The sequence below is a fragment of the Burkholderia sp. HMSC10F09 genome (assembly GCF_001806955.1).
Taxonomy (GTDB): domain Bacteria; phylum Pseudomonadota; class Gammaproteobacteria; order Burkholderiales; family Burkholderiaceae; genus Burkholderia; species Burkholderia multivorans.
Genome location: NZ_KV786505.1, coordinates 25,485 through 47,486, shown reverse-complemented (window position 1 = coordinate 47,486; position 22,002 = coordinate 25,485). Strand labels below are relative to the sequence as shown.

At 63.7% G+C, this 22,002-nt stretch carries 16 protein-coding genes; 7 read left to right on the top strand and 9 right to left on the bottom strand.

Features of this window, described 5'->3' with window-relative positions:
* Positions 1 to 47: 47 nt before the first annotated feature.
* Complete coding sequence (locus HMPREF3115_RS01590) at positions 48 to 935, top strand: LysR substrate-binding domain-containing protein (RefSeq protein ID WP_035488494.1); 888 nt, start codon at positions 48 to 50, stop codon at positions 933 to 935.
* Between the two features lie 121 nt (positions 936 to 1,056).
* Here HMPREF3115_RS01590 and HMPREF3115_RS01585 read toward each other — a convergent pair whose 3' ends face one another.
* A complete protein-coding gene (locus tag HMPREF3115_RS01585; protein ID WP_006408965.1) occupies positions 1,057 to 1,914 on the bottom strand; it encodes a DMT family transporter in 858 nt (285 codons plus the stop codon).
* A complete protein-coding gene (locus HMPREF3115_RS01580) occupies positions 1,914 to 2,798 on the bottom strand; it encodes a MurR/RpiR family transcriptional regulator (RefSeq protein ID WP_070553287.1) in 885 nt (294 codons plus the stop codon). The genes HMPREF3115_RS01585 and HMPREF3115_RS01580 overlap by 1 nt, the downstream gene beginning before the upstream one ends.
* A 73-nt stretch (positions 2,799 to 2,871) precedes the next feature.
* Between HMPREF3115_RS01580 and HMPREF3115_RS01575 the strand changes: the two genes are divergently transcribed.
* Positions 2,872 to 3,768, top strand: a complete 897-nt coding sequence (locus HMPREF3115_RS01575) for an oxidoreductase (protein ID WP_070553286.1) — start codon at positions 2,872 to 2,874, stop codon at positions 3,766 to 3,768.
* A 309-nt stretch (positions 3,769 to 4,077) separates the two neighbouring features.
* Positions 4,078 to 4,377, top strand: a complete 300-nt coding sequence (locus HMPREF3115_RS31425; protein WP_175835873.1) for a hypothetical protein — start codon at positions 4,078 to 4,080, stop codon at positions 4,375 to 4,377.
* 265 nt (positions 4,378 to 4,642) lie between these two features.
* Here the strand turns inward: HMPREF3115_RS31425 and HMPREF3115_RS01570 are convergent, their stop codons facing one another.
* The 7 genes from HMPREF3115_RS01570 to HMPREF3115_RS01540 all read right to left on the bottom strand — a co-directional run bounded on the left by HMPREF3115_RS01570 (position 4,643) and on the right by HMPREF3115_RS01540 (position 15,579).
* The gene (locus HMPREF3115_RS01570) at positions 4,643 to 5,209 is read right to left on the bottom strand and encodes an imm11 family protein (RefSeq protein ID WP_059936105.1); all 567 of its coding nucleotides are present in this window, start codon (positions 5,207 to 5,209) and stop codon (positions 4,643 to 4,645) included.
* 6 nt (positions 5,210 to 5,215) lie between these two features.
* Positions 5,216 to 9,448, bottom strand: a complete 4,233-nt coding sequence (locus HMPREF3115_RS01565; RefSeq protein ID WP_070553285.1) for an RHS repeat-associated core domain-containing protein — start codon at positions 9,446 to 9,448, stop codon at positions 5,216 to 5,218.
* A 21-nt stretch (positions 9,449 to 9,469) separates the two neighbouring features.
* Positions 9,470 to 9,928 carry a DUF1795 domain-containing protein gene (locus HMPREF3115_RS01560; RefSeq protein WP_012218404.1) on the bottom strand — a complete coding sequence of 153 codons (459 nt, stop codon included), beginning with the start codon at positions 9,926 to 9,928 and terminating at the stop codon, positions 9,470 to 9,472.
* A 55-nt stretch (positions 9,929 to 9,983) separates the two neighbouring features.
* Complete coding sequence (locus HMPREF3115_RS01555) at positions 9,984 to 10,427, bottom strand: hypothetical protein (protein ID WP_070553284.1); 444 nt, start codon at positions 10,425 to 10,427, stop codon at positions 9,984 to 9,986.
* A gap of 43 nt (positions 10,428 to 10,470) precedes the next feature.
* A complete protein-coding gene (locus HMPREF3115_RS01550; protein ID WP_059936093.1) occupies positions 10,471 to 11,340 on the bottom strand; it encodes an ankyrin repeat domain-containing protein in 870 nt (289 codons plus the stop codon).
* Position 11,341: 1 nt separating this feature from the next.
* Complete coding sequence (locus HMPREF3115_RS01545) at positions 11,342 to 14,347, bottom strand: type VI secretion system Vgr family protein (protein WP_070553283.1); 3,006 nt, start codon at positions 14,345 to 14,347, stop codon at positions 11,342 to 11,344.
* 458 nt (positions 14,348 to 14,805) lie between these two features.
* A complete protein-coding gene (locus tag HMPREF3115_RS01540; RefSeq protein ID WP_065497170.1) occupies positions 14,806 to 15,579 on the bottom strand; it encodes an IclR family transcriptional regulator domain-containing protein in 774 nt (257 codons plus the stop codon).
* Between the two features lie 141 nt (positions 15,580 to 15,720).
* On the opposite strand from HMPREF3115_RS01540, the gene HMPREF3115_RS01535 reads away from it, so the two are divergent.
* The 4 genes from HMPREF3115_RS01535 (at position 15,721) to HMPREF3115_RS01520 (ending at position 21,983) form a co-directional block, all read left to right on the top strand.
* Positions 15,721 to 16,527, top strand: coding sequence for a shikimate dehydrogenase family protein (locus tag HMPREF3115_RS01535; RefSeq protein ID WP_070553282.1), 807 nt, complete (start codon positions 15,721 to 15,723; stop codon positions 16,525 to 16,527).
* Positions 16,528 to 16,603: 76 nt separating this feature from the next.
* Positions 16,604 to 17,986, top strand: a complete 1,383-nt coding sequence (locus tag HMPREF3115_RS01530; RefSeq protein WP_070553281.1) for an MFS transporter — start codon at positions 16,604 to 16,606, stop codon at positions 17,984 to 17,986.
* Positions 17,987 to 18,170: 184 nt separating this feature from the next.
* Positions 18,171 to 19,736, top strand: a complete 1,566-nt coding sequence (locus tag HMPREF3115_RS01525; protein ID WP_070553280.1) for a methyl-accepting chemotaxis protein — start codon at positions 18,171 to 18,173, stop codon at positions 19,734 to 19,736.
* A gap of 735 nt (positions 19,737 to 20,471) precedes the next feature.
* Complete coding sequence (locus HMPREF3115_RS01520) at positions 20,472 to 21,983, top strand: alkaline phosphatase family protein (protein WP_070553279.1); 1,512 nt, start codon at positions 20,472 to 20,474, stop codon at positions 21,981 to 21,983.
* Positions 21,984 to 22,002 lie beyond the last annotated feature (19 nt).

Below are 22,002 nucleotides of genomic sequence, written 5' to 3'. Positions count from 1 at the left end.
AGCCGCAAACAAACGTATTCTTATCAGTCGACACTTGCATAAAACTCATGAATTATCGGCGTTTGACTCCGTCCATGTCGTTGCTGCTCGTCTTCGAGGCCGCCGCGCGTCATGAGAGCTACACGCGCGCGGCTGACGAGCTGTCGCTGAGCCAGAGCGCGATCAGCCGGCAGATCCAGACGCTCGAGGATCAGCTCGGCGTGCCGCTGTTCCGGCGCGAAGGCCGCTCGGTAAAGCTGACCGACGTCGGCCGCCGCTACTTCGCCGAGGTCGGCGGCGCGCTCGGCCGCATTCGCGGCGCGACGCTGCAGGCGATGTCGCATCAGGCGGGCGCCGGCACGCTGCGGCTCGCGACGCTGCCGACGTTCGGCTCGAAATGGCTGCTCCCGCATCTGCATGACTTCTATGCCGCGCATCCGGGCGTGACCGTGCATCTGCATTCGCGGATCGGCAACATCGATTTCCACGTCGACGATCTCGACGCGGCGATCGCGGTCGGCACCGGCGACTGGCCGGGCCTGCATGCGCACCGGCTGTACAACGAGTTTCTGATCGCGATCGCGAGCCCCGACGCGCCGCCCGACGCAAACGGCGAGCGCGCCCCTGCGTGGGCCGCTCGGCAGACGCTGCTCGGCGTGACGAGCAATCAGCACGCGTGGGCGGAATGGTTTGCGCACTACCGGCTCGACCACCGCCAGATGCGGATCGGCCCGAGCTTCGAACTGACGTCGCACCTGATTCAGGCCGTGCGCGCCGGAATGGGGATCGGGCTCGTGCCGAAAGTGCTCGTCGAGGACGAGCTGAGCCGCAACGAACTGGTGTCGATCGGCGAAGCGATCACGAGCCGGCGCAGCTACTACCTCGTGTATCCGCCGGAGAACGAATCGTTGCCGTCGTTGGCGGCGTTTCGGGATTGGCTGATGAACGCGCGCTGAAACGTGCGATCGAGATCGGGTTCGGGTTCGGATCTGTTTGAAACGCCGCTTCCGCGCGATCGTGCGCCGCGCTCGTCGCTCATGTGCCGGCGAAGCGAGTGCAGCGCTGTTTCTCCAAACCTCAAAGACTGATCGCAGCGATCCCGGCCAGCACGACGACGGCGCCGGCGATGCGGCGCGCCAGATGATCTTCGCGAAAGAGCCAGTACGCGAGAAGCGAGCCGATGATGATGGACGATTCGCGCAAGGGCGCGACGAGCGCCAGCGGCGCAGAGAGCATGGCGGTCAGCACGAGGACGTAGGCCAGCGGAGAGAACACGGCGACGATGAGAATCGGCACGGTATCGACGCGGATGGCGGCCTGGATTCGATGCCCTCGCCGCAGCGCGCTTGGCGTCATGATCAGACTCTGTAGCAGCAGTGTGCCGGCGTAGTAACTCACGGGCGCCAGGTGCAGCGTGGTGACCGAGTAGCCGTCCCACAGCGTGTAACCGGCAATGGCGGCACCCGTCGCGACACCCCACAGCATTCCCTTGAGCGGCGCACGCCCGTGCGTGGCTGGATGGCCAGTGACGACAAAAATACCCGCAACCACGAGGCATGCACCGAGCATCGCGACCGGGGTAAGCCGCTCGCCCATGAAGAGCATCGCGAACAGTATCGTGAGTAGCGGCCCCGTCCCTCTGGCGACCGGATATACGACGCCGAGTTCGGCGCGATCGTAACCGGCCTGCAAGGCCAGCGAGTAAACGATGTGCAGCGCCGCCGAAACGGCCGCCCCCGCCGCAAGTTGCCAGTCGATCGTCTGCTGCCCCTTGACGATCTGCACGATGCCGATCGGCACACAAAGCAGTGTCGAGACGCAGCTATAGGCCCAGACGAACACCAGCGTGTCTTCCCGCTTGTACTTCGAGGCGAGGTTCCACACGGCGTGGGCGACGGCCGCGGCGAGGACGATCGCAATCGTGCCGGACTGCATCAATCGATGTCGGGCAGATCGATACCGGCGCGCTCTGCGCAGCGGCTGCGCGCGGGATCGCGCAGCGCGAGGGCGGCGACCAGCGCGTCGATAACGACGAGCTGCGCCAGGCGACTGCCCGCAGCGGCCATCTGCGCCGGCAACGGCGCGCCGCCGACGACCAGCGCGATGTCTGCGAGGTTCGCCAGCGGCGTGCCGTATTGGTTGGTGACGGCAACGAGCGTGGCGCCGGCCGAGGATGCCGCATCCGCGACGGCGAGCGTCGACGACGTGCGCCCGGTCGAACTGACCGCGATGACAACGTCGCCGGGCCCGAGAAGCCGAGCCGCGATCATCGCCGACAGATAGTCTGGAATCCCGACGGTTGTCACGCCGACCGCGCGCAACCGGAAGACTGCGTCGGCGGCGACGGTAGCCGAAGGGCCGGCACCGAACGCGAATACCTGGCGCGCTTGCTGAATCGACGCGACCGCCTTGTCGAGCGCGGCGATTTCGATGGCCCCGCTGAGTGCGGACAGTGCATCGACGCCTGTGCGGATGGACGTCTCCAGCACTGCGGCCGAGCTCGCGTCCGCGGTGAGTACTTCAGGCGGCGCGAAAAAGCGGGCGGTGCCGCGAGCACGCGCGATCTCGATTTTGAGCTCGGTGAACCCCGTGAACCCAAGTGCACGTGCGGCGCGAATGACGGTGGGCGGCGAAACACCGGCACGCGCGGCGACCTGTGCGGTCGTGCTCGCGCCGACGAACAGCGGGTCGCTCAGCAGGAGCTGGACCACCTTCGCCTCGCTCGCGGCCAGATCGCCGCTGCGGGCTTGAATGCTGCCGATCCATTGCTGCAGACGTCGCTCGCCGCCTGAAACGCTATTACCAATATCTTCGCTCATGTGTAATATATTACGTACCATCCGCTACGCGCGCAACCATTCCGTCGGCATGCGCGGTTAAGGAGTCCCTCTCATGAACGCCGAAATCGATACTGAAATCGCTGTCGTCGGCCCCGGCGCCATCGGCACCACGGTCGCGGCGGCACTGCACGAAGCGGGCCGCACGCCCTTACTGTGTGGCCGCACGCCCCGCGATGAGCTGACGCTGCGCGATGGCGACCGCCTCATCGTCGTGCCCGGCCCGGTCCGAACGGATCCCGCGGAAATCGATCGCACGGTCGATCTTGTCTTTCTGTCGGTCAAGGCAACGCAAACTGCCGCGGCCGCAAAATGGCTGGCGGCGCTGACCGGTCCGGAAACCGTGGTGTGTGTCTTGCAGAACGGGATCGAGCAGTCGGATACGGTGGCCCCGCATTGTTCGCAAGGGCGGATCGTTCCCGCGGTCGTATGGTTTCCCGCGCAGGCGCAACCGGACGGCTCGGTACGCTTGCGAGGCGACGTGCGACTCAGCCTGCCGGATACGGCGGATGCCCGCACGGTGGCCGACGCGTTGCGCGGGACGCGATGCGCCGTGGACGTGACGGCCGCCTTCAGTTCTCTGGCCTGGCGCAAATTGCTGCAGAACGCGGTAGCCGGTCTTATGGCGCTCACGGTCCGCCGCGCGGGCATGTTCGGCCGCGCCGACATCGCCGAGCTTGCGCTGGCTTATCTGCGCGAATGCCTGGCGGTGGCTCGTGCCGAAGGCGCTGAACTCGGCGACGAGGTGCCACGAGAGATTCTCGACAAGTTCCGCGCAGCGCCTGCCGACATGGGCACCTCCATCCTCACGGACCGGGAAGCCGGCCGGCCGCTGGAATGGGATATCCGCAACGGTGTCATCTCGCGTCGCGGCCGGATGCACGGCATTCCGACGCCGATCAGCGACGTCCTTGTGCCGCTCCTCGCGGCCGCGAGCGACGGGCCGGGGTGATGCCGTGATCAGCGGTCGTGCCGTTCGCTCTCTTGCTCGTCGCATTCGGAGCCAGGAGCATTCCCGACCTTTTCGACATGAAGAAAGTGCATGCCCACCGCTCGCTACTCCGAACCGCTTCCCTTCTGGTTTCCTTTTGCGTTCCCAGCACGGGACACGCAACTTCCTTCAATTGCCATCGGGCCGGCCATCCGACCGAACGAACTATTTGCTCCGTCCCAGAGCTGTCAAAATTCGACGATCAGCTTGTGATCGCGTGGTCGCTCGCGACAACGTCTCAACAGCCGCGGTGATTCCAGTCTCTATGAAATGATAACGATCCATGTTAACCAGCGCGCCGACGCGGCCCGTTTGACGTTCGATGCATCTTCATGGAACGGTCAGAACAGCGGCCGGGAATTCAATGGTGATGCCGTCGTGCGGGCCGACGGCAAGGCGTTCTGTCTAGGTGCGGATGGCTGCCAACTCGATTTTGCTATTCACGGCGCGCAATTGTGGCTCGAGCAACACGATCAATGCGGCAAAGTACTAGGGCACGGCACAAGGTCGATTTTCAAGGCCCGTAGCGATGACGAGCACGCTCCCAAAAGGGGCGTCGTATTGGAATGACGCACTTGCACTGTTGTTCGCGGGCAGCGGACGCCGGATCGCACCTACGCGCTGATCTTGTAGCCATGACTGCCCGTGTCGCGCGTAAAGGATGTGTTCGCTCGTGAGATTGTGAGCCGCGTGTCGCGTTCCGCGCGCCTCGCTCGGAACACGATCATTGTGCCGCGCCCGCTCGAGCCGTACGTTCCGCCAGCGGGCGAGTAGGAAAACCGTGACGAAAGAGATCGGGTTGGCACCCACGAGATACCACGCAGGCGCCATCGGGTCAGCCCCTCTCGGCCGACTGCAAGATTACCTCCCCAAAGTCAAATCCCTTGAGATTACTCGCCTCTACGGCTCTTCGAAATTTCTCGGAAACAAATACTGTCGCCGGCTTCTCTTTCAACCGGAACATATCAACGTCCCGCACCCGCTTTTCCAAGAGAACAATCTTATTGAATACTGTCGCCTGAGGGTAGACTTTGAATTTGGACGCATCCATATCTACAGCGCCTTCCAGCACACGCGTAACATGGAATCCGCTCATACCGTCCACTGGAGCTTGAACCGGTAATATCTGTCCGCTTGCTTGAAGGAAGGGCATCAACGCATCTAACGCTCTTTTACTAAATACGAGAAACGGAGAAAGCATCGCCTGCAAATCACAATCTTTCTTCTTGCGCGGCGTTCCCCAAGACAGTTTGGGCGGCAAAAAGCTTCCGTCAAACTGCTCTCCACAAAGCGCCGTCGCCTTTATCGCGACACTCTCGTCATATCCAATTTCACCCGCATCATCGACCTGAACCAACGCTTGGAATGCGTCGTCCTGCCTCAAGCCATAGATATTGTTCATATACCCTCACAACTCAGAAAGAACAGATTTCCACGGTGTATCTCTGGATGCATTTTGCAACGTCTCTCTTATCGTCTGAAGCTGGTCGAGAACGGCTTGTTTGCCACCCAGATCAGCATCCTGCAGCAACTGGTTTACTTTTTGGAAATACGTATTCGGATGCTTCCCGTTATGCAATATCCCGGCGAGATTGTCCGTATTATTCCGATTAGGCAAGAATACGCCATTCAATTCAGAATCGACATCAATGCCGTATTTCGAGAGGATGGCGCGCGCCGGCGCCGCTTCCTTCGCGGTATCCCCGACGATGTGGTGCGCGGCAGAGTTGGCCGGACGAGTCACGCCTGACTTTTCCATGTTATTGCTCAGCTTGACCGAACACCAGCCCCACGGATCGACCCACTGCTGTGAATTTGGCCCATAGGCATATAAGTTTCCGCCACCGTACAGGCCGATCGGATCTTGATTGATGAACCGCCCTACGTCTGGATCATAGAAGCGGAAGGTGTTGTAGTGCAGGCCGGTGCCTTCGTCAGCATATTGCCCGGCATAGCGCAACGGTTGCTCGATCCTGGCGATGTGCTTGTTGCTCGACTCAACTTTGCCCCACGCCGTATATTGCCCGGTCCATGCCAGTTCGCCCGACTCGTCTGTCACTTCGAGTGGGGCTCCAACAAGATCAATATGGAAGTGGTAGATCCGCGCTGCACGCTTCGCGGTGTCGATCGCAGCGGCGGCCAGAGCTTCGGCGATCACCTTGTCGACGCGGGCTGCAGGCGAGTAAGGCGCATCCGGACTGTACACATAACTGCTCACGCCGGTCTCGCGCACCTCCTGAGCAAGCCGCAGCCCCTCCCAGACGAACCGCTTCGTCTCGGTGCGCTGCTTCACTCCGCGGATGTCGAAAAACGTATCGGACTTCGCGATGCGCCGACCGAGGGGATCGTAAGCGACGCGCGATTCCACAACACCACGCGCGTCCTGCGTGCGCACCGCGATCAACCGATCCTGCCCGTCGTACGTGAAGCGCTGCGTCCGGTTGGCGCCACGCGTCTTGGCCACCAGATTGCCGAACGCATCATATTCGAACCGCAGATCCTGCCACATTCGCAGACGGTTCCCTTCGACATATCCGCGGCTTCTGCGCTGCACATCGTCGAGCAGGTTACCGGCGGCATCCCACGCAAACTCCTCGAGCTGCCGGCCCAAGATGTTCACGCGGCGAGTCAGCTGTCCAGCCGGGTCGTAGCTGTACTGCGTGCTGCCGCGCAGGTTGTCACTCGTTTCGATCAGTTCACCGGCGGCGGCGTACCCGTAGTTACGCCACAGATGGCCGCGCCCGCGGCCCAGCGCCTCTGGGTGGAAACCGGCGGACTGCCAGACCTTTCGGCCGAGCGGGTCATACGCAGAACGCTGAATCAGCCGCCCTTGCGTACGCGTCACCTCGCGATGCAGGTCGTCGCGCTCGAAGTCGCTGACTATCTGATCGCCGCACCGAATTTGATGCACGTGGCCTGAGCCATAGCGCAGCATCTGCAGCTTCTGCTCGTGCGGCAATTCGAGCGCTATTACGTTGTCCAGCGCATCGAGCGTGTACTGAACGGTTCCGTTCGCACCATGCTCGGCAACAAGGCGGCCGGCCTTGTCGTACTCGAACTCGACGGTATCCGGCGCAACGCCGAGCGCGACGCCCATGGCCGTCGGGGTGCGCTCCACCTTCAGCAGCCGATCTCCCTTGTCACGCTCGTAGCGGGTCACTTCGGTCGGCGTATGCTGGACCTTCAGGTTGCCCATCCGGTCACGTTCGAAGCGGACGGTGCGGATCGGTCGATTCGAGGTTGTACCGCTGTCCGGCGCGCCGACGATGTCCAGCGCAACCAGTTCGCCGGCTTCACCGTACCCGAACCGCCGCTCGACACCATCGGGACGTGTTTCGGTCGCTAGTCGACCGCCGGCGCCATACGTGAAGGCGTAGTGCGCGTGCCCCTGCTGTAGCTCGCGAAGCCGCCCCTCGGGATCGTAACGAAATTGGGTCCGTCGACCAGCCGGATCAATTGCCTCGACAAGTTGCCCGCGCGCATTGCGCAGCGCTTGTTGAATCCGGCCGCCGAGTCCGACGTGCTTCACTACGAGCCCGGCGGCATCGTATTCGAACCTTTCGGAGCTGCCGTCGGGATACGTGATCCGACGGGGCTCACCGGTCGGACGCACGTCATACGAGATGCGCTGTCCGAGCGCGTTCTCGCCCGCGAGCGGAAGGCCGAACGCATCGAAGAACGCACGCGTTGTCTTGCCTGAGCAGTCCGTGTAGCCGGCCAGTTCGCCAAGGCGGTTCCATTCCAGCATTTTGCGGCCGCCGCGTGCATCGATGTGCGCGGTCGGCAGCGCGGTCAATCCCGTGGGATATTCGTAGCGATTCTCACGGCCCAGTGGGTCCTGAGTCGACAGCAACCGACCTTGTGGATCGTATTCGGCGCGCCAGGCGCCGCCATCGGCCCCGATGATCTCGACGGGCCGCATGCTGTTACCGTCATAGCGAGTACGCGTCGTGCGCCCGAGCGGGTCGGTCTCGGCAACGATTCGGCCGGCGTCGTCGTACTCAAACTCGACCGTGCGCTCACCCGGCAGCATGAGCATCGTCGGCATACCCGCGTCGTTGTACTTGATCCGGTAGAAGCCGCCGTCGAGGTCGGTGTACTCGACGATCTGGAACGCAGCGTCGAATCGCCAATGCGCAGTACGGCCGTCAGCATGCCGAACGCGGGTTTGCCGACCGTCGACGTCGTACTCGAAAGTCCAGTGTTCACCCTCGCTGGTGTTCGTCTCGACGACCCGCCGCTGTCCTTCGATCGTTGACCACACGTAGCTCGACGTGAAACCCAGCGCATTGGAATGGCTCGTCATCAGGCCGTCGGCATACGTGAATCGGCGCACGATCGCGCCGTTTGCATCCGTCACAGAGGCTAGTTGGCCGTTTTCGTCGTACCCGTACGTAACGGCAACCCGGCGCTCGTCACCGTGAACGAGCGTGACCGCGCCAAGGCGCCCATGCTCCGGTTCATAATCGAGCGCAGCCTGCAGGCCGCCGCACGTCTGGATCTCGGTGACGCGGCCACGGCTGTCGCGCTCGAACTGGTACCACTGTCCGGCCTGATCCTCAATACGGCGCACCCACGCAATACGCCCGGAATCCGGCTCGTATCGGCCGAAGTCGAAATATGTCTCGCCGATGTCATGCAGGATGTAGCGGCCATCCGGCGTGCAGGTCAGGTATCGCTGGTCGGCCTCGCTGAAAGCCGCTTGCCCGGTACGCAATAGCGGGAATCCGCTCTCACGCCCTTGGGCGTCGGTGTACCAGAGGCGTCCGTCTCGCGCTTGAAGTCGAAGCTCCCACGGCAGCACCCAGCCGCGGCCGAGCGTGCCTACGTAATCGAGGCTGCTCGAATAGAACCGCTTGATCGCGACTGGAATCGGGCTCGGGATGACGTAGTCGATTTCTGATTCGGCCAACAGAATCTTCCGACCCGTCGTGACGTCGACCGGGTTGCCGAACATCCCGCCGATCGCCTTGTTGATCGCGGGACCGGCAACATAGCGACCTACGGCTTCGCCCAATACGTATCCACCGATAAACTTCGCAGCGCACGGCAAGACCGCGCGCGATAAACCGCCTGCCGCCTTCAGCAGTCCACCGAGCCCGCCGACCAGACCCGCAAGTGCAAAGACCCAGTCGGTCGCAGTCCGCAGCCACGGCGGGACTTCATCGTCGACCGGAAGATACGTCTGAGTGCCGCCGTGGAAGAAGGTGTCGTGCGAACCACCGCCGATCGTCGCGCCGCAAGTGATCTTGTCGTCCTTGCGGGCCGCAGGCCGATTGTTGATGAAGATGTTTGTCGAGCCCTGGGCGACCAGCGGAACGGGGTTGTGCTTGCTGCACGCCACGCCGCTCAGCGTTGCATAGGCCGCCGGCTTGCCGTTGACATAGACGTTCGTCGAGCCGGTGATGATGTTGCCGGACTGCGAGCTGAACATCTTGCCGATCGCCTCGCCTAACGATAGCAGCCCCTGTGCACCGATGCCTGCTGCCATACCCGCCAGCAGCGCCACACCGAATCCACACGTGAATGTCGCGAATGCCACGGCGGCGATCAGGGCGATGCCGAGTAAAGCGCCGACCAGAAAGCCCGCGAGCGCGCTCGTATGCTCGATCGGATCAGTGACGCGTGCGGCTTCGTACACGATGAATGTCCTTTGCTGTTGTCATGCCGACGCTTGCTCAGCCGGCCGGTAGCCGTCGAGCCAGGTGCGCCAGAATGTGTCGAAGGTGCCGTTGAAGCTTTTCGCGTTCGACGCCGTGAAGATAAGTACGCGCCCGGGCGCGACGATGAACGCGGCTTGCCGTTGAAACACCATCTTTGCGCCGTTCCGATAGGCGGTGTCGATGCGTTCTCCAGGCATCCCGTCCGCCTCAGGCCCGAGCCGCTCGGCTTGACGACCGAGCAGACGAAGGCCCTGCAAACGGGATTTGAGCAACGTGACCTGCCGGTCGATGTATGGCGCGAGCGTTTCTCCATCCTTGAGCCAGTCGCGGGCCACACTAAGGTTCGGCTGCGTGGTCAAGTCGGCAGGCACAAGCAGATTGGTTGTGCGATCCTCGAAACCGTCTGGCAGTACGATGCTGCCTTCGTGAATCCGGATGCGGTTTTCGGAATCGGTCATGCGGGTAATCTCGTGAAACGGGGAAGTCGAAAGGAGTCAGGCGCCTTGGTAAAACTCAGTTGCCGGGCAGTGCGGTAGCGGCGTCCTGACGCAAACGCAAACCGCCCAACAACAACGCAACCTGCGAGATGAGCCAGACGTAGAAGGCAATGCCGAAGCCCGTGATCGGAGTGGCGTCGGCTTCGTTGAAGTACCACTTCGTCGTGAACAGCGAGCAGAGTGCGCATACGACTGCCGCGCCGGAAAATACGCTGGCGCGTCCGTATCGTGCACGGCCAAACTGGACCGCAGCGATCACATAAAGCGGATTGGCGAGCCATGAAGGATTGAGCATCAGCAACCCGCACCAGCCCTGAGCGAGAACGGACATCCCGATGAGCGGGGCTTCCTTTTCGAAATACATCGCGGGCAGCAGCAGCGAGACGACATACAGCCCGACCGATGCCCCCAGGACGGTTCCTCGTCGAACGCGTGGCAGCGATTCCAAGGCACGCGTCATTGCCTGATTCCTTCGCAAGCCGGATTATCGATTACCCACACGCTCATTCCGTTTGGCCAGCCGGTGTCACGACCTTTTCGCCACGCGCGCGCATGGCCGCGCGTTGCGCTTTCGGATCGACCGGCGGCCACGGCGCACCAGCCGCTACAATCTTGCGGCGGATTGCGTCGATGCGCGCACGCGCCGGCGAATCGGGCGTCGTGTGGTTTTTCAGTTCGTTCTGCAGCACCCAACCGTAAGAAACGCCCGTTTCGTCAACGACCTTCGGGTCCGCGCCATGCGCAAGCAGATAGTCGACAGCATCCCACTGTTGGAGCGACGTTGCATCGAAGATAGCCGTCGTACGAAGTGAATCGCGAAGATTCACGTCTGCCTTATGTTCGACTAGCAGCTTCAACTGCGGCAAGAGCTTGTTCTCGGCGACTTCAAAAATCATTGGCGTGTCGCCACTGGGCCGCCAGTTGGGATCGAGGCCACCGTCCAGCAGCACGCGCAGCAGATTCGGTGTGTCGGCACGCAGAGCGACATCGACGACCGTCCCACCGCTGGCTCCGACCGGCGCCTTAGGATCAGCGCCATTCTTGAGCAGCGCCGAGATGATCTGGTAGCGCGTATTCGATGCGTCGTTCTTGACCGGCACGATTTCCTGCACGGCATACGACAGTAGTGTCGTATTCTTTGCACCCGGTGCATTGAGGTCGGTCTTCGGTGCAAGCTGCTGCACGCGGGTAAGGTCGCCGTCATGAATGGCCTGCGCTAACGCGAGCTGCTGCCCCGAGAAAAACTCTTCCGGTGCGTAACGTTTGAAGCCAGTCATGTTCGTCCCTTGAGCTTGAGTGGGCCACCAGAGCGGTGAGGTCGCTCCCACCAGTACGGCAATGGCGCCGGCAGTTATCGCCTTCTTGTATTGCATATCAATGTGATGAATTCAATTGGGAAACCAGGTCGAACTCGTCCTTGGCGACCTGCTGATTCATCCCGCTCGTCACATCTCCCATCATGTGCCGACCGACGGTGGTGATGCTTTGGCCGTCGAGTGTAACGGGGGTGCCAATCGCTTTAGGCATGAGTTGCGCGGTACCGTCGCTAATCGGCCCGAGCCGGCCTTCCTGCAGTCCGGTCAGGATGTCGCCGTCTACCCGATAGGCCGTGATGTTGGTCGCTTGAACGGTTCCGCCGTATTGCGCGACGGTTTCCGGATTGAGGCCGGCCGCATTGAACGTCACGGCCGAACTGCCACTCGCTTCGGCCGCAGCAGAAGCCATCCCCCCGCCGAGCGAGTGTCCTGTGAAATCGACATTCGACGATATGCCGGCCTGCTCGAGGCGGTTGCCGATCGTGACGGCTTTGCGATAGTACGGGGATTCCCCACCGAGCCCTTGGGCAATGTTGTTGGTCATGTCGTCGCCGACGGGACTGAGGCTCTGCGTCCCCTTGAACGCGATCGTCGGCTTCATGCTGTCGCCAAAAACCTTCGGGTCGGGGGTGTACATCTGCGCACCGAAGTTGCTGTCATTGAGATGGAAGTTGTCCGGCTTCAGGCGGAATGCCTTGAGCGCTTCCGGATCGTTGGTGACCATCTTCCATCCGGTGGGCGGCGGATCGTTCGGGTGATAAACGTGATCAGCCAGTTTCGCCATTTGCTGGGCTTTCAGGGAATTCGCCAGCTTGCCCGCGGCGGCGCGAGTCGCGGGATCAGGGCTCGCCAGCCCTTGGGCAATCATCGCTTGTGCTTCCGCCCACTGAAGCGCAAGCGCTTGTTCAGGCGCCTGTGCACTGCCCTGATTCAGGTGGATGACCGGCGCGTCGAGATAGATCCCGTTCGCGTTCATGAGGATCGTCGACGGTCCGTGCGCCAGCTTGATGCCGTCCGGCGTCATCGTCACGATGCTTTCGCCGACACGAAACTCCATGCCGTCGCTGGCCTGGTGACTCTGCATCCCGGGGCCGGCCTTGCTTGCGATCGCCTTCGTGTTGATCACGTTCGCGGTGGTGTCGCGCGTCAGCGCGATGGTTTCCATCAGCCCGCCCTGTGCAATCTGCTTGGTTTCGCTGCCCTTGAGCAATGAAACAGTGCGCGCGCCGGCTTCGACAGTATGCGTTTCGGAATCCTTGATCACGGTCTTCATATCCTTCTGCGCATGCAGAAAGACTTCCTGAGCACCGTTCACGTCGGAAAACCGCAATTCGTTCGAGCCCTGTCCTTTGTGCGTCTGGCTCTTGATCCCCATCGTCTGGCCAGCCGCACCATGGTACGGATTGCCTTGCTCGCCGTTGAAGACGCGCCCCACAATCACCGGGTTATCAGGATCGCCCTGATTGAACGAGACTAGAACTTCCTGCCCGATCCGCGGAATCGCAGCTGCACCCCACCCCGCACCCGCCCATGGCTGGGACACTCGAATCCACATCGAGTCAGACCCATCCATCTGGCCGCGCCGATCCCACAAGAAGTGCAGCTTCACGCAACTGCCATTCGTATGGATTTGCTCGCCCTTCGGGCCGACAACAATCGCCGACTGAGTTCCATGGATGACCGGCTTCGGCGTGTTACGCGGCGCGCGGTACGGAATGTTTTGCGGCAGAAGCGCAAACGAGTTGCGGTACGGCATCTTCGCGGCATGCTGGGTGTAGTCGTTCACCGCTTCATGCCGCACGTGCAGGATTGCGTATTCCTGATTGTTTGCCATCACAGGATGGTTGGCTACCGTCACACTGCATGCGGTGGTCATCCTCCATGCATAGCCACTACCGGTATATCGATGCGCCTGCGCTTCCTCCGCCTGCATCGCGATGCGCGCGTAGCGATTTCCGTCGTCACCGTGGTCATACAGCGACTGGTGCTCGAAACGCTCGGTCGCGTCGAGCCGCGCGTGTCGCAACGTCTGCGGCTCGGCTTGTACGAGCATCAGTGGCGACGACGGATTCTGATGATTGAAATCCTGGAACGTAACCTTGCCGACGCCAAAACGCCGCCCTTCGTGCAGCTGATCGATTCCGTTGAACTCACTGGCTTCGCTGTCCGCGTAAGGAACCGTCGAAAGTCCTTCGATCGGGCGGAACACGAAGTTGGTATCGCCGATCACGAGAATGTGTTTGTCCTTCTCGTAGCGGTGCGTCCAGATCAGCCCTTCCTGCTCCATCAATCGCGCGCAGAAGTTGTAATACGACTCCTGGTACATCACGATGTACTCGATGGGTTTCTGGGCGGTCCGGATGTCGAACTCGAAGTCGGTGAATCCGTGATCCTGGAAAATCTCGCCGAGGATCTCACGCGAAGTCTTGTTCTGGAAAATTCGGCAATCGGTCGAGCGCGTCAGGAACCAGAACCAGGGCACCGCGGTCATGTGGTACTGCGTTACGCGCCCCGGATTGCCGGCGCGATCGAACGACGCGACATACCCGTCGAAATAGCGGTTATTGTCGGCGCCGCCGGACATTACGATGCGTTCGAGTGTCGACTGCCGCGCATTGTGATCGAGCCGCAGCTTGATCGGCTGGCCGATCAAATGATCCGGCGTGAGATCATGCTTATGCGACAGCAAATCGAGATGAATTTCCGGCAGGCGATTGACGTGTTCGTCGATGACCGCAGCACCGACCAATAACACGTCGGGCCCGAGCGGAGATTCGATCGTCACATACCGGTTCAGTTGCGTCAGACGAGCGACGCCGCCCGTTGCATTGTTGAGCGCATCCGCAATCGCAGCGGGCGTCTTGTTCATCAACGAGAAACCGGTCTGCGCCAGCTGGACCGCGCGTTGCACGGTGTCGAGATGGCCCGCGACGCCAGCAAGCGGGCCCATTTGGCCGGCCACTGTGGACGCAATTGGACCGGCAAGGCCGCCGAGCGCACTCAGTGAGCCCAACGAATTCCCTCCGAATCCGCTCGGAATACCGCCATTCGGGGCGAAACTCATTCTTGTTCCTTTCTTCTCGTCTCAGGTTCTACCCCGGCAGACCGCCAATCCGAGGCCCCGCTACTGTAGGACAAATTGCAACAGGGCGAAAGATGCTCGAAACTACCTTTCGATTTCATTTCACTGAAAAGGCAACCTATTTATCGGGCGAGGGGGTGGTTGCCCGAACACGGCTCACCGCATCGCAGGGTTGCGCCCGTAATAGCCGATAGCAGCGCGATCTGTACAAAGCCGGTGATCGGCACGTAGCAGGCCAAGATCCGGTCCGCTACTCTGCCCAGCTGACATCGTCATTCCCCCGCAACTATCAATTCGGCGGGCTCCCTTCCCTACTTCGCCGGCGCGACTGCCGGTTCTGGCGCACGCCGGGCTCCATGCCGCAGCAAGGTCAAATAGAGGGCCGACACTGCGGTATCGCACCCTGCGAAGCCCGCCATCACCCGACACGCCCTCCACCCTCACATATCGATAATCGGCCGCAGCAGCGCCTGCCCTTCATACAGATAACGCAGACAGCGCTCGCGAATGTCGCCGAGCGACAGCGACGACACCTGCGTCGTGATCGTGAGGCTCGCGCACATCTGCCCGGCGCGATTCGTCAGCGGCACGCCGAGGATCCGCATGCCGACCTCGTACTCCTGATCCAGTTCCACGTACCCCTGCTCCCGGATCTGCGCGACGATCGCCTTGATCTCGTCGACCGACGTGCGCGTAAACGGCGTCAGCGGCTTGCGCTCGACGCGCGCCAGATACGCGTCGACCTCGTCGTCGGGCAGCGACGCGAGCCACAGCCGGCCGCTGCCCGTGCAGTACATCGGTAGCCGATAGCCCTGCCGGATCGACATCGACGACACGTTCGCGATCCGGCTGCGCACGATATGCACGACCTCGTCGCCGTCGAGCACGGCTACCGACACGTGTTCGCGCGTTTCGCTCGCGACCTTCTCGACGATCGGCCGCAGCATGCGCGGCAGCCGCGCCGAATCGACATACGCCTGGCCGATCCGCAGCGTCTTCGCGGTCAGCCAGTATTGGCGACTGTCGGTCTGCGCATAGCCGTCGTGCACGAGCGTCAGCAAAAAGCGCCGAGCCGCGCTTCGCGTGAGCCCGGCAAGACGCGCGACGTCGGCGACGCTCAGCCGCGGTGTTTCCTCGGTGAACAGCTGGATGATCGCGAGCCCTTTCTGCAGACCGACGATCAGGTCGCGCTCGTGGATGGGCGGCTGGGGCATGGTTTGGGTCCGAAACGGCAAACGAGTGCGATTATCGCATCGTCATTGCGCTGATCGCTCGAATCGGCCGATTCCGGCGTTGTGGCCCGGCGGCCGCGGTCGCACCATGCGTGCTGTTCGCCCTCCCACTCCGGTGCATTCATGATCAGCGGTACGACCGAATTATTGGCCATCGTCGGCTCCCCCATCGCGCAGGTGAAATCCCCGCAGAACTTCAACGCATGGTTCGCGCGTCATGGCAAAGACGCATCGATGATTCCGATCGATCTCGAACGCGAATCGCTCGACGCGTTCGTCCGGACGCTGCGCGCATGGCGCAATCTTCGCGGCTGCGTGATCACCGTGCCGTACAAGCAGGAGATCGCCGCACGCATCGACATGCTCAGCGAGCGTGCGCACGCACTCGCGTGCGTGAACGTGATCCGCCGCGAAGCCGACGGCACGCTCGCGGGCGACATCGTCGACGGCGACGGTTTCCTGAAGGCCGCGCGCCAGCACGGCTTTTCACCGCGCGGCGCGCGGGCGCTCGTGATCGGCGCCGGCGGTGCGGGCAGCGCGATCGCGTGGGCGCTGTGCGAGCACGGCGCGACCGCGCTCACGCTCGTCGATCTCGACGCGTCGCGCACGCAGCGGCTGCGCGCGCTGCTGCGCACGCGTTTTCCGGCGGTCGACACCGGCACGCAGGTCGATTCGCTCGCCGCGTTCGATCTCGTCGTCAACGCGTCGCCGGCCGGCATGCCGGACAACGACGTGCTGCCGCTCACCGAACATCGGCTCGCGACGCTGCGCGCGACCACGCTCGTCGCGGACGTCGTCACGACGCCGGACATCACGCGCTTTCTTGCGATCGCGCGCCGTACCGGTTGCCGGATCCAGACCGGCGCCGAGATGGCGCTCGCGCAGTTCGACGACCTGCGCGCGTTCATGACGGCGCCGCTCGCCGCGTGAGCCCGTGCGCCGCGCGCGCCGGCGCGAACCACTGCGCGCAGCCCACCTACCCGATAGCAAAGACAGGAGACGACAGATGAACCTCGATGCGACAACCGCTGCGCCATCCAGGCAGCAGACCCGGCGCGCGACCGCCAGCGGCTGGATCGGCTCGGTGCTCGAATACTACGACTTCTTCATCTACGCGCAGGCCGCGTCGATGGTGTTTCCGCAACTGTTCTTTCCGCACGGCGATCCGACGCTCGCGATCGTCGCGTCGCTCGCGACGTACGGCGTCGGCTACGTCGCGCGGCCGATCGGCGGCTTTGTGCTCGGGCGCCGCGGCGATACGCACGGCCGCAAGCATCTGCTGCTGTTGTGCATGTTCCTGATGGGCGTGTCGACGTTCGCGGTCGGCCTGCTGCCGACGTACCGGCAGATCGGCATCGCGGCGCCGATCGCGCTCGTCGTGCTGCGGTTGATCCAGGGCTTCGCCGTTGCCGGCGAAATCTCGGGCGCGAGCTCGATGATTCTCGAGCAGGCGCCGTTCGGCAAGCGCGGCTACTACGCAAGCTTCGCGCTGCAGGGCACGCAGGCCGGCCAGATCCTCGCGGCGGCGATCTTCATGCCGCTCGCATACTGGCTGCCGGCCGATGCATTCGCGTCGTGGGGGTGGCGCATTCCGTTTCTGCTCAGCGCACTCGTGCTCGCCGCCGGCTACATGATCCGCCGTCATGTGCAGGAATCGCCTGCGTTCATCGGCGAAGGCACACAACACGCGATGCCCGAATCGCCGATCCGCGTCGCGCTGCGCGACAGCTGGCGCGACATCGTGCGGATCGCGGTCATGGCGACCGCCGCGGTAATCGCGATGGTCGCGACGATCTTCGGCGCCGCATATGCGGTGCAGCCCGCCTACGGGATCGGCTTTCATGCGGATACCTATCTGGTGATCCCGTTCGTCGGCAACGTCGTCGCAGTGATCCTGATTCCTTTCGTCGGACGATTGTCCGACCGCATCGGCCGCCGCATTCCGGTCGTCGTCGGTTCGCTGGGCGCGGGGCTGCTGTCGTATGCGTATCTGTATGCGATCAGCGTCGGCAACGCGCCGGCCGCGATTCTCACGTCGGTGCTGATGTGGGGCGTCGTCTATCAGGGCTTCAATGCGGTGTTCCCGAGCTTCATGCCGGAACTCTTTCCGACGCGCACGCGCGTCTCCGCGATGTCGATCGGGCAGAACGTCGGCATGGCGCTGACTGCGCTGCTGCCCTCGCTGTTCGCGGCGATCGCGCCGCCCGGCACGCACGACATTCCGCTGCGGATCGGCACCGTCACGCTCGCGATCAGCGCGCTCGCGGCCCTCGCCGCATGGACGGCACGCGAGACGCACCGCACGCCGCTGCACGAACTGGGCGGCCCCGCCGCGACGCGCCGCGCCGCCGAACGCCTTGCACCGGCCGACGCGATCGAGGCGCGCTGAAGCAAAAACGCACAACCTGTCGCAATCGTGATGATTCGCGTCGTGTCCGGATAAAAGCGCGGCCGCCGCGGTGCCGTTAACGCGTTCGCAGCCCGGGCGCCGCGCGCTGCATGCGGCGTTCGTCCCTCCGACCCGGAGCACTTCTGCGCCAACGGCCGCGCGCGGCCGCCGGCAAGGGAACGACATGCGAAAACGATTCACGATCCGCGGCGGGCTCGTCGCGACCATCGCCGGCTATACGCTGCTGCTCGTCCTCATGGTCGCCGCGTGCATCGGCGGCCTATACCTAGGCAACGACTCGCTCGAAGCGATGTACCGCGACGACACCGCGTCGCTGCTGCACCTGAAGACCAGCTCCGAGCGCATGCTCGTGCTGCGCGAACGCATGGCCGACGTCGCGCAGATCATCAGCGCCGGCCGGCCCGCGAAGGACGAAATCGCTCAGCTTCACACGCTGCTGCAGCAGAGCAACGACGAACTGCTCGCGTATTCGCGGCTGCATAAGCGCGACGCGCAGGAGCAGACGCTGTTCGACGCACTGCAGGCCAGTCGCCGCGCGCTGCTCGATCGCGTGTTCTCGAAGGCGCTCGCGCAGCTCGATCAGGACGACGCGTTCAATTTCCTCGACACGCAGCGCACCGCGCCGCCCGATCTGTTCGCCGCCTACCAGAAGGCGATCGATGCGCTCGAAGCGTTCCAGGTCGAGCGCGAGAAGGCGCGCTACGAAGCGGCCGGCGAGCGCTTTCACCGGATCGTGTGGGCGATGGCGGCGGTCGCCGCGATCGCGCTGGTCGTCGGCTTCGTCGCGCAGCGTCTGCTCGCCAAGGCGATCATCGAGCCGATCGCGCTCGCGGTCGATCATTTCGACAAGATCTCGAAGGGCGATCTGACCAGTGCGGTCGCGATCGGCGGCGACAACGAGATGGCCTATCTGCTCAACGCGCTGAAGCGGATGCAGGACGGGCTCGTCGACACGGTCAGCCAGGTACGCGCGAGCACGGAAACGATCGTCGGCGACGTGCGTACGATCGCGAGCGGCAACGTCGATCTGTCCGCGCGCACCGAACAGCACGCGGTGTCGCTGCAGCAAGCGGCCGCGAGCATGGAGCAGTTGACGGCGACGGTGCGCCAGAACGCCGACAACGCGCGCGATGCGCGCAGCTACGTCGAAGGCGCGGCCGGCATCGCGGCGCGCGGCGGCGAGGCGATGCAGCGCGTCGTCGACACGATGTCGGCGATCTCGCAAAGTGCCGCGCAAATCGCCGGCATTGTCGGCGTGATCGAAAGCATCGCATTCCAGACCAACATCCTTGCGCTCAACGCGGCGGTCGAAGCGGCGCGCGCCGGCGAACAGGGCCGCGGCTTCGCGGTCGTCGCGACCGAGGTGCGCGGGCTCGCGCAGCGCTGCGCGGCGGCGGCAAAGGAGATCCGCGAGCTGATCGGCGATTCGACGCAGCGCGTCGAACACGGCAGCGGCCTCGTCGCGCATGCCGGTTCCGCGATGACCGAGATCGTCGCGGCCGTCGAGCGCGTGAACGCGATCATGAGCGACATCAGTACCGCGTTCGACGAACAGTCCTCGGGCATCGAGCAGGTGAACGCGACCGTCACGCAGATGGAGCAGACGATGCAGCGCAATACCGCGCTCGTCGAAGAGACGGCTGCCGCCGCGCTGTCGCTCGAGGAGCAAGGCGCGCGGCTCAGCAATGCGGTCGCCCAGTTTCGGCTGCGGGAGGCGGCGTCCGCATGAGGTGAGCGCGCGCAGTCGCAACGGTTCGTCGAGGCGATCCGAACGGGTTACCCCCCAGCCTCCACCCCGCTCGAAGCAGCGCGCGCCGTTACCTGTACTTTCGAACGGCCGACGCATATGCGGCACTCCCATTCGGGAGGGAACCGGCTGTCCGGCGAGGGGCTTTGGGCGCATCGCGATAATCGTGTTTCGCCTCCCGTCTCGCTGCGCAAACCGAAAATGAGAAGCAGTGTCGCTTCGAGAATCAGTGGCGTTGCGGATCGACCGTGCGCTTGCGCGTAACGGCTTCAACTGCTCGGCATCGCGCATCGGGCCGCTGCGGCATCTCGATCCAAAGCATCTGCGCCCACGATTCGGCATCCCGATGCGCACGCGCCGCTCGATTCCGCCGATCATTGCGCACGCATCGACTGTGTCTTTTTGACTTGCGGCGCTCCAAACGGCATCGCGTACCGACCTCCCGATACCTCTCCTCCCGACGAATTGCGGCGCAGCACGCGGCGCCGGGCGCCGCCCGCGCAACGAACGCCGACGCGCTGCACGACGTGCGCCGCCATCGCACGCGATCCGTCGCCGCAGCACCGCATCGCGATCGGCGGTCCCTCGATACGCGCGCCAGGCACGACGCTTGCCCCTGTCGGCCGGCCTGCCGTACGGCACGGCGAGCGCGCTTCGCTTCGCGGCTCGGAGCGCACACGGCTGGCCAGCGCCGCATTCACTCAGGGAGACGTTGTCATGGACGGGACCGGAGCATATCGCCATTACGACCGGCGGCGCTTTCTCGCCGGCGTTGCCGCTGTTGCGGGCAGTGTCGCGCTATCGGGCTGCGGCGGCGGGGGTGGCGACGGCGGCAACGGCGGTGGTAACGGCGGATCGGGCGCCGACGGCAATGCGGCCGCGCCGTCGATCGGCAACACGCCTTCGCCGAACGGCGGCGATCGCTACAGCCTGCCGCGGCCGCCGCTGCCGGACCCGTCGAACGCCGGCATCGACCACATCGTACTCGTCACGATGGAAAACCGTTCGTTCGATCACTTCCTGAGCTGGGTGCCCGGCGCCGAGGGCATGCCTGCGAACCGCCAATACAACGACGCGTTCGGCGCGACACATGCACCGTTCGCGCTCGCGTCCAATTCCGCGTACGGCTATCAGGCCTGCGCGTATCACGACCCGAACCACAGCTACGAAGGGGCGCGCACGCAAGTCGCGTCCGGCGCGATGAACGGCTGGCTGCTGACGCCGGGCACGAGTCAGACGCAAGGGGACCTGCTCCCGATCGGCTATTACACGTCCGCCGATCTGCCGTTCTTCAGCGCGGCGGCGACTCACTACACGATCGGCGACTTCTACTTCACCGGCATTCTGACGAGCACGTTTCCGAACCGCCTGTATCTGCACAGCGGCGCAACCGACCGCCTCGGCGACGGCATCGATACGTCGACGCTGCGCACGATCTGGGACAACCTCGCCGATGCGAACGTCGGCTGCCATTACTACTATCACGACGTGCCGTTCACGGCGCTGTACGGCACGCGCTATGTCGGCATCTCGCATCCGTTCTCCGAGTTCCTGTCGAATGCGGCGGCCGGTACGCTGCCGGCGTTCTGCATGGTCGACCCCGCTTTCGCGGGCGAACGGGAGGGCACGTCCTCCGACGATCATCCGCACGCCGACATTCGCGACGGCCAGGCATTTCTGAATCAGGTGTATGACGCACTACGCACGAGCCCGACGTGGAGCCGCACGCTGCTGATCATCGTGTACGACGAATGGGGCGGGTTTCTCGAACACGTGGTGCCGCCGACGCGGCCGATCAGCAACAACGAGCTCGCGCTCGGCAACGACGGCAAGCTCGGCTGCCGCGTGCCGCTCGCGCTGCTCGGCCCGCGCGTGCGGGCGGGCACGGTCACGCGCTATCCGTTCGATCCGAGTTCGATTCATGCGCTGCTGCAATGGCGCTTCGGCCTGAAGCCGCTCGGCGTGCGCGGCAGCGATCCGGCGACCGTCAATCTCGCCTACGCGCTCGATCTCGCGAGTGCGCCGCGCACCGACGCGCCCGCCTTTACCGTGCCGCAAGGGCCGTTCGGCGGGCTATGCGCCGGCGCAACCGCACCGGCGCCGTCCGACTCGATCTCGCAGATCGATCCGTCGCAAATGGCCGCGAAGCCCGCGGTGAATCCGACCGCCGACCGCTTCGCGGACCTGCGCGCGAAGGCGGCGGCGCTCGGCTTCGCGACCGGCGGCTGACGCACGCGCAGCCGCCAAG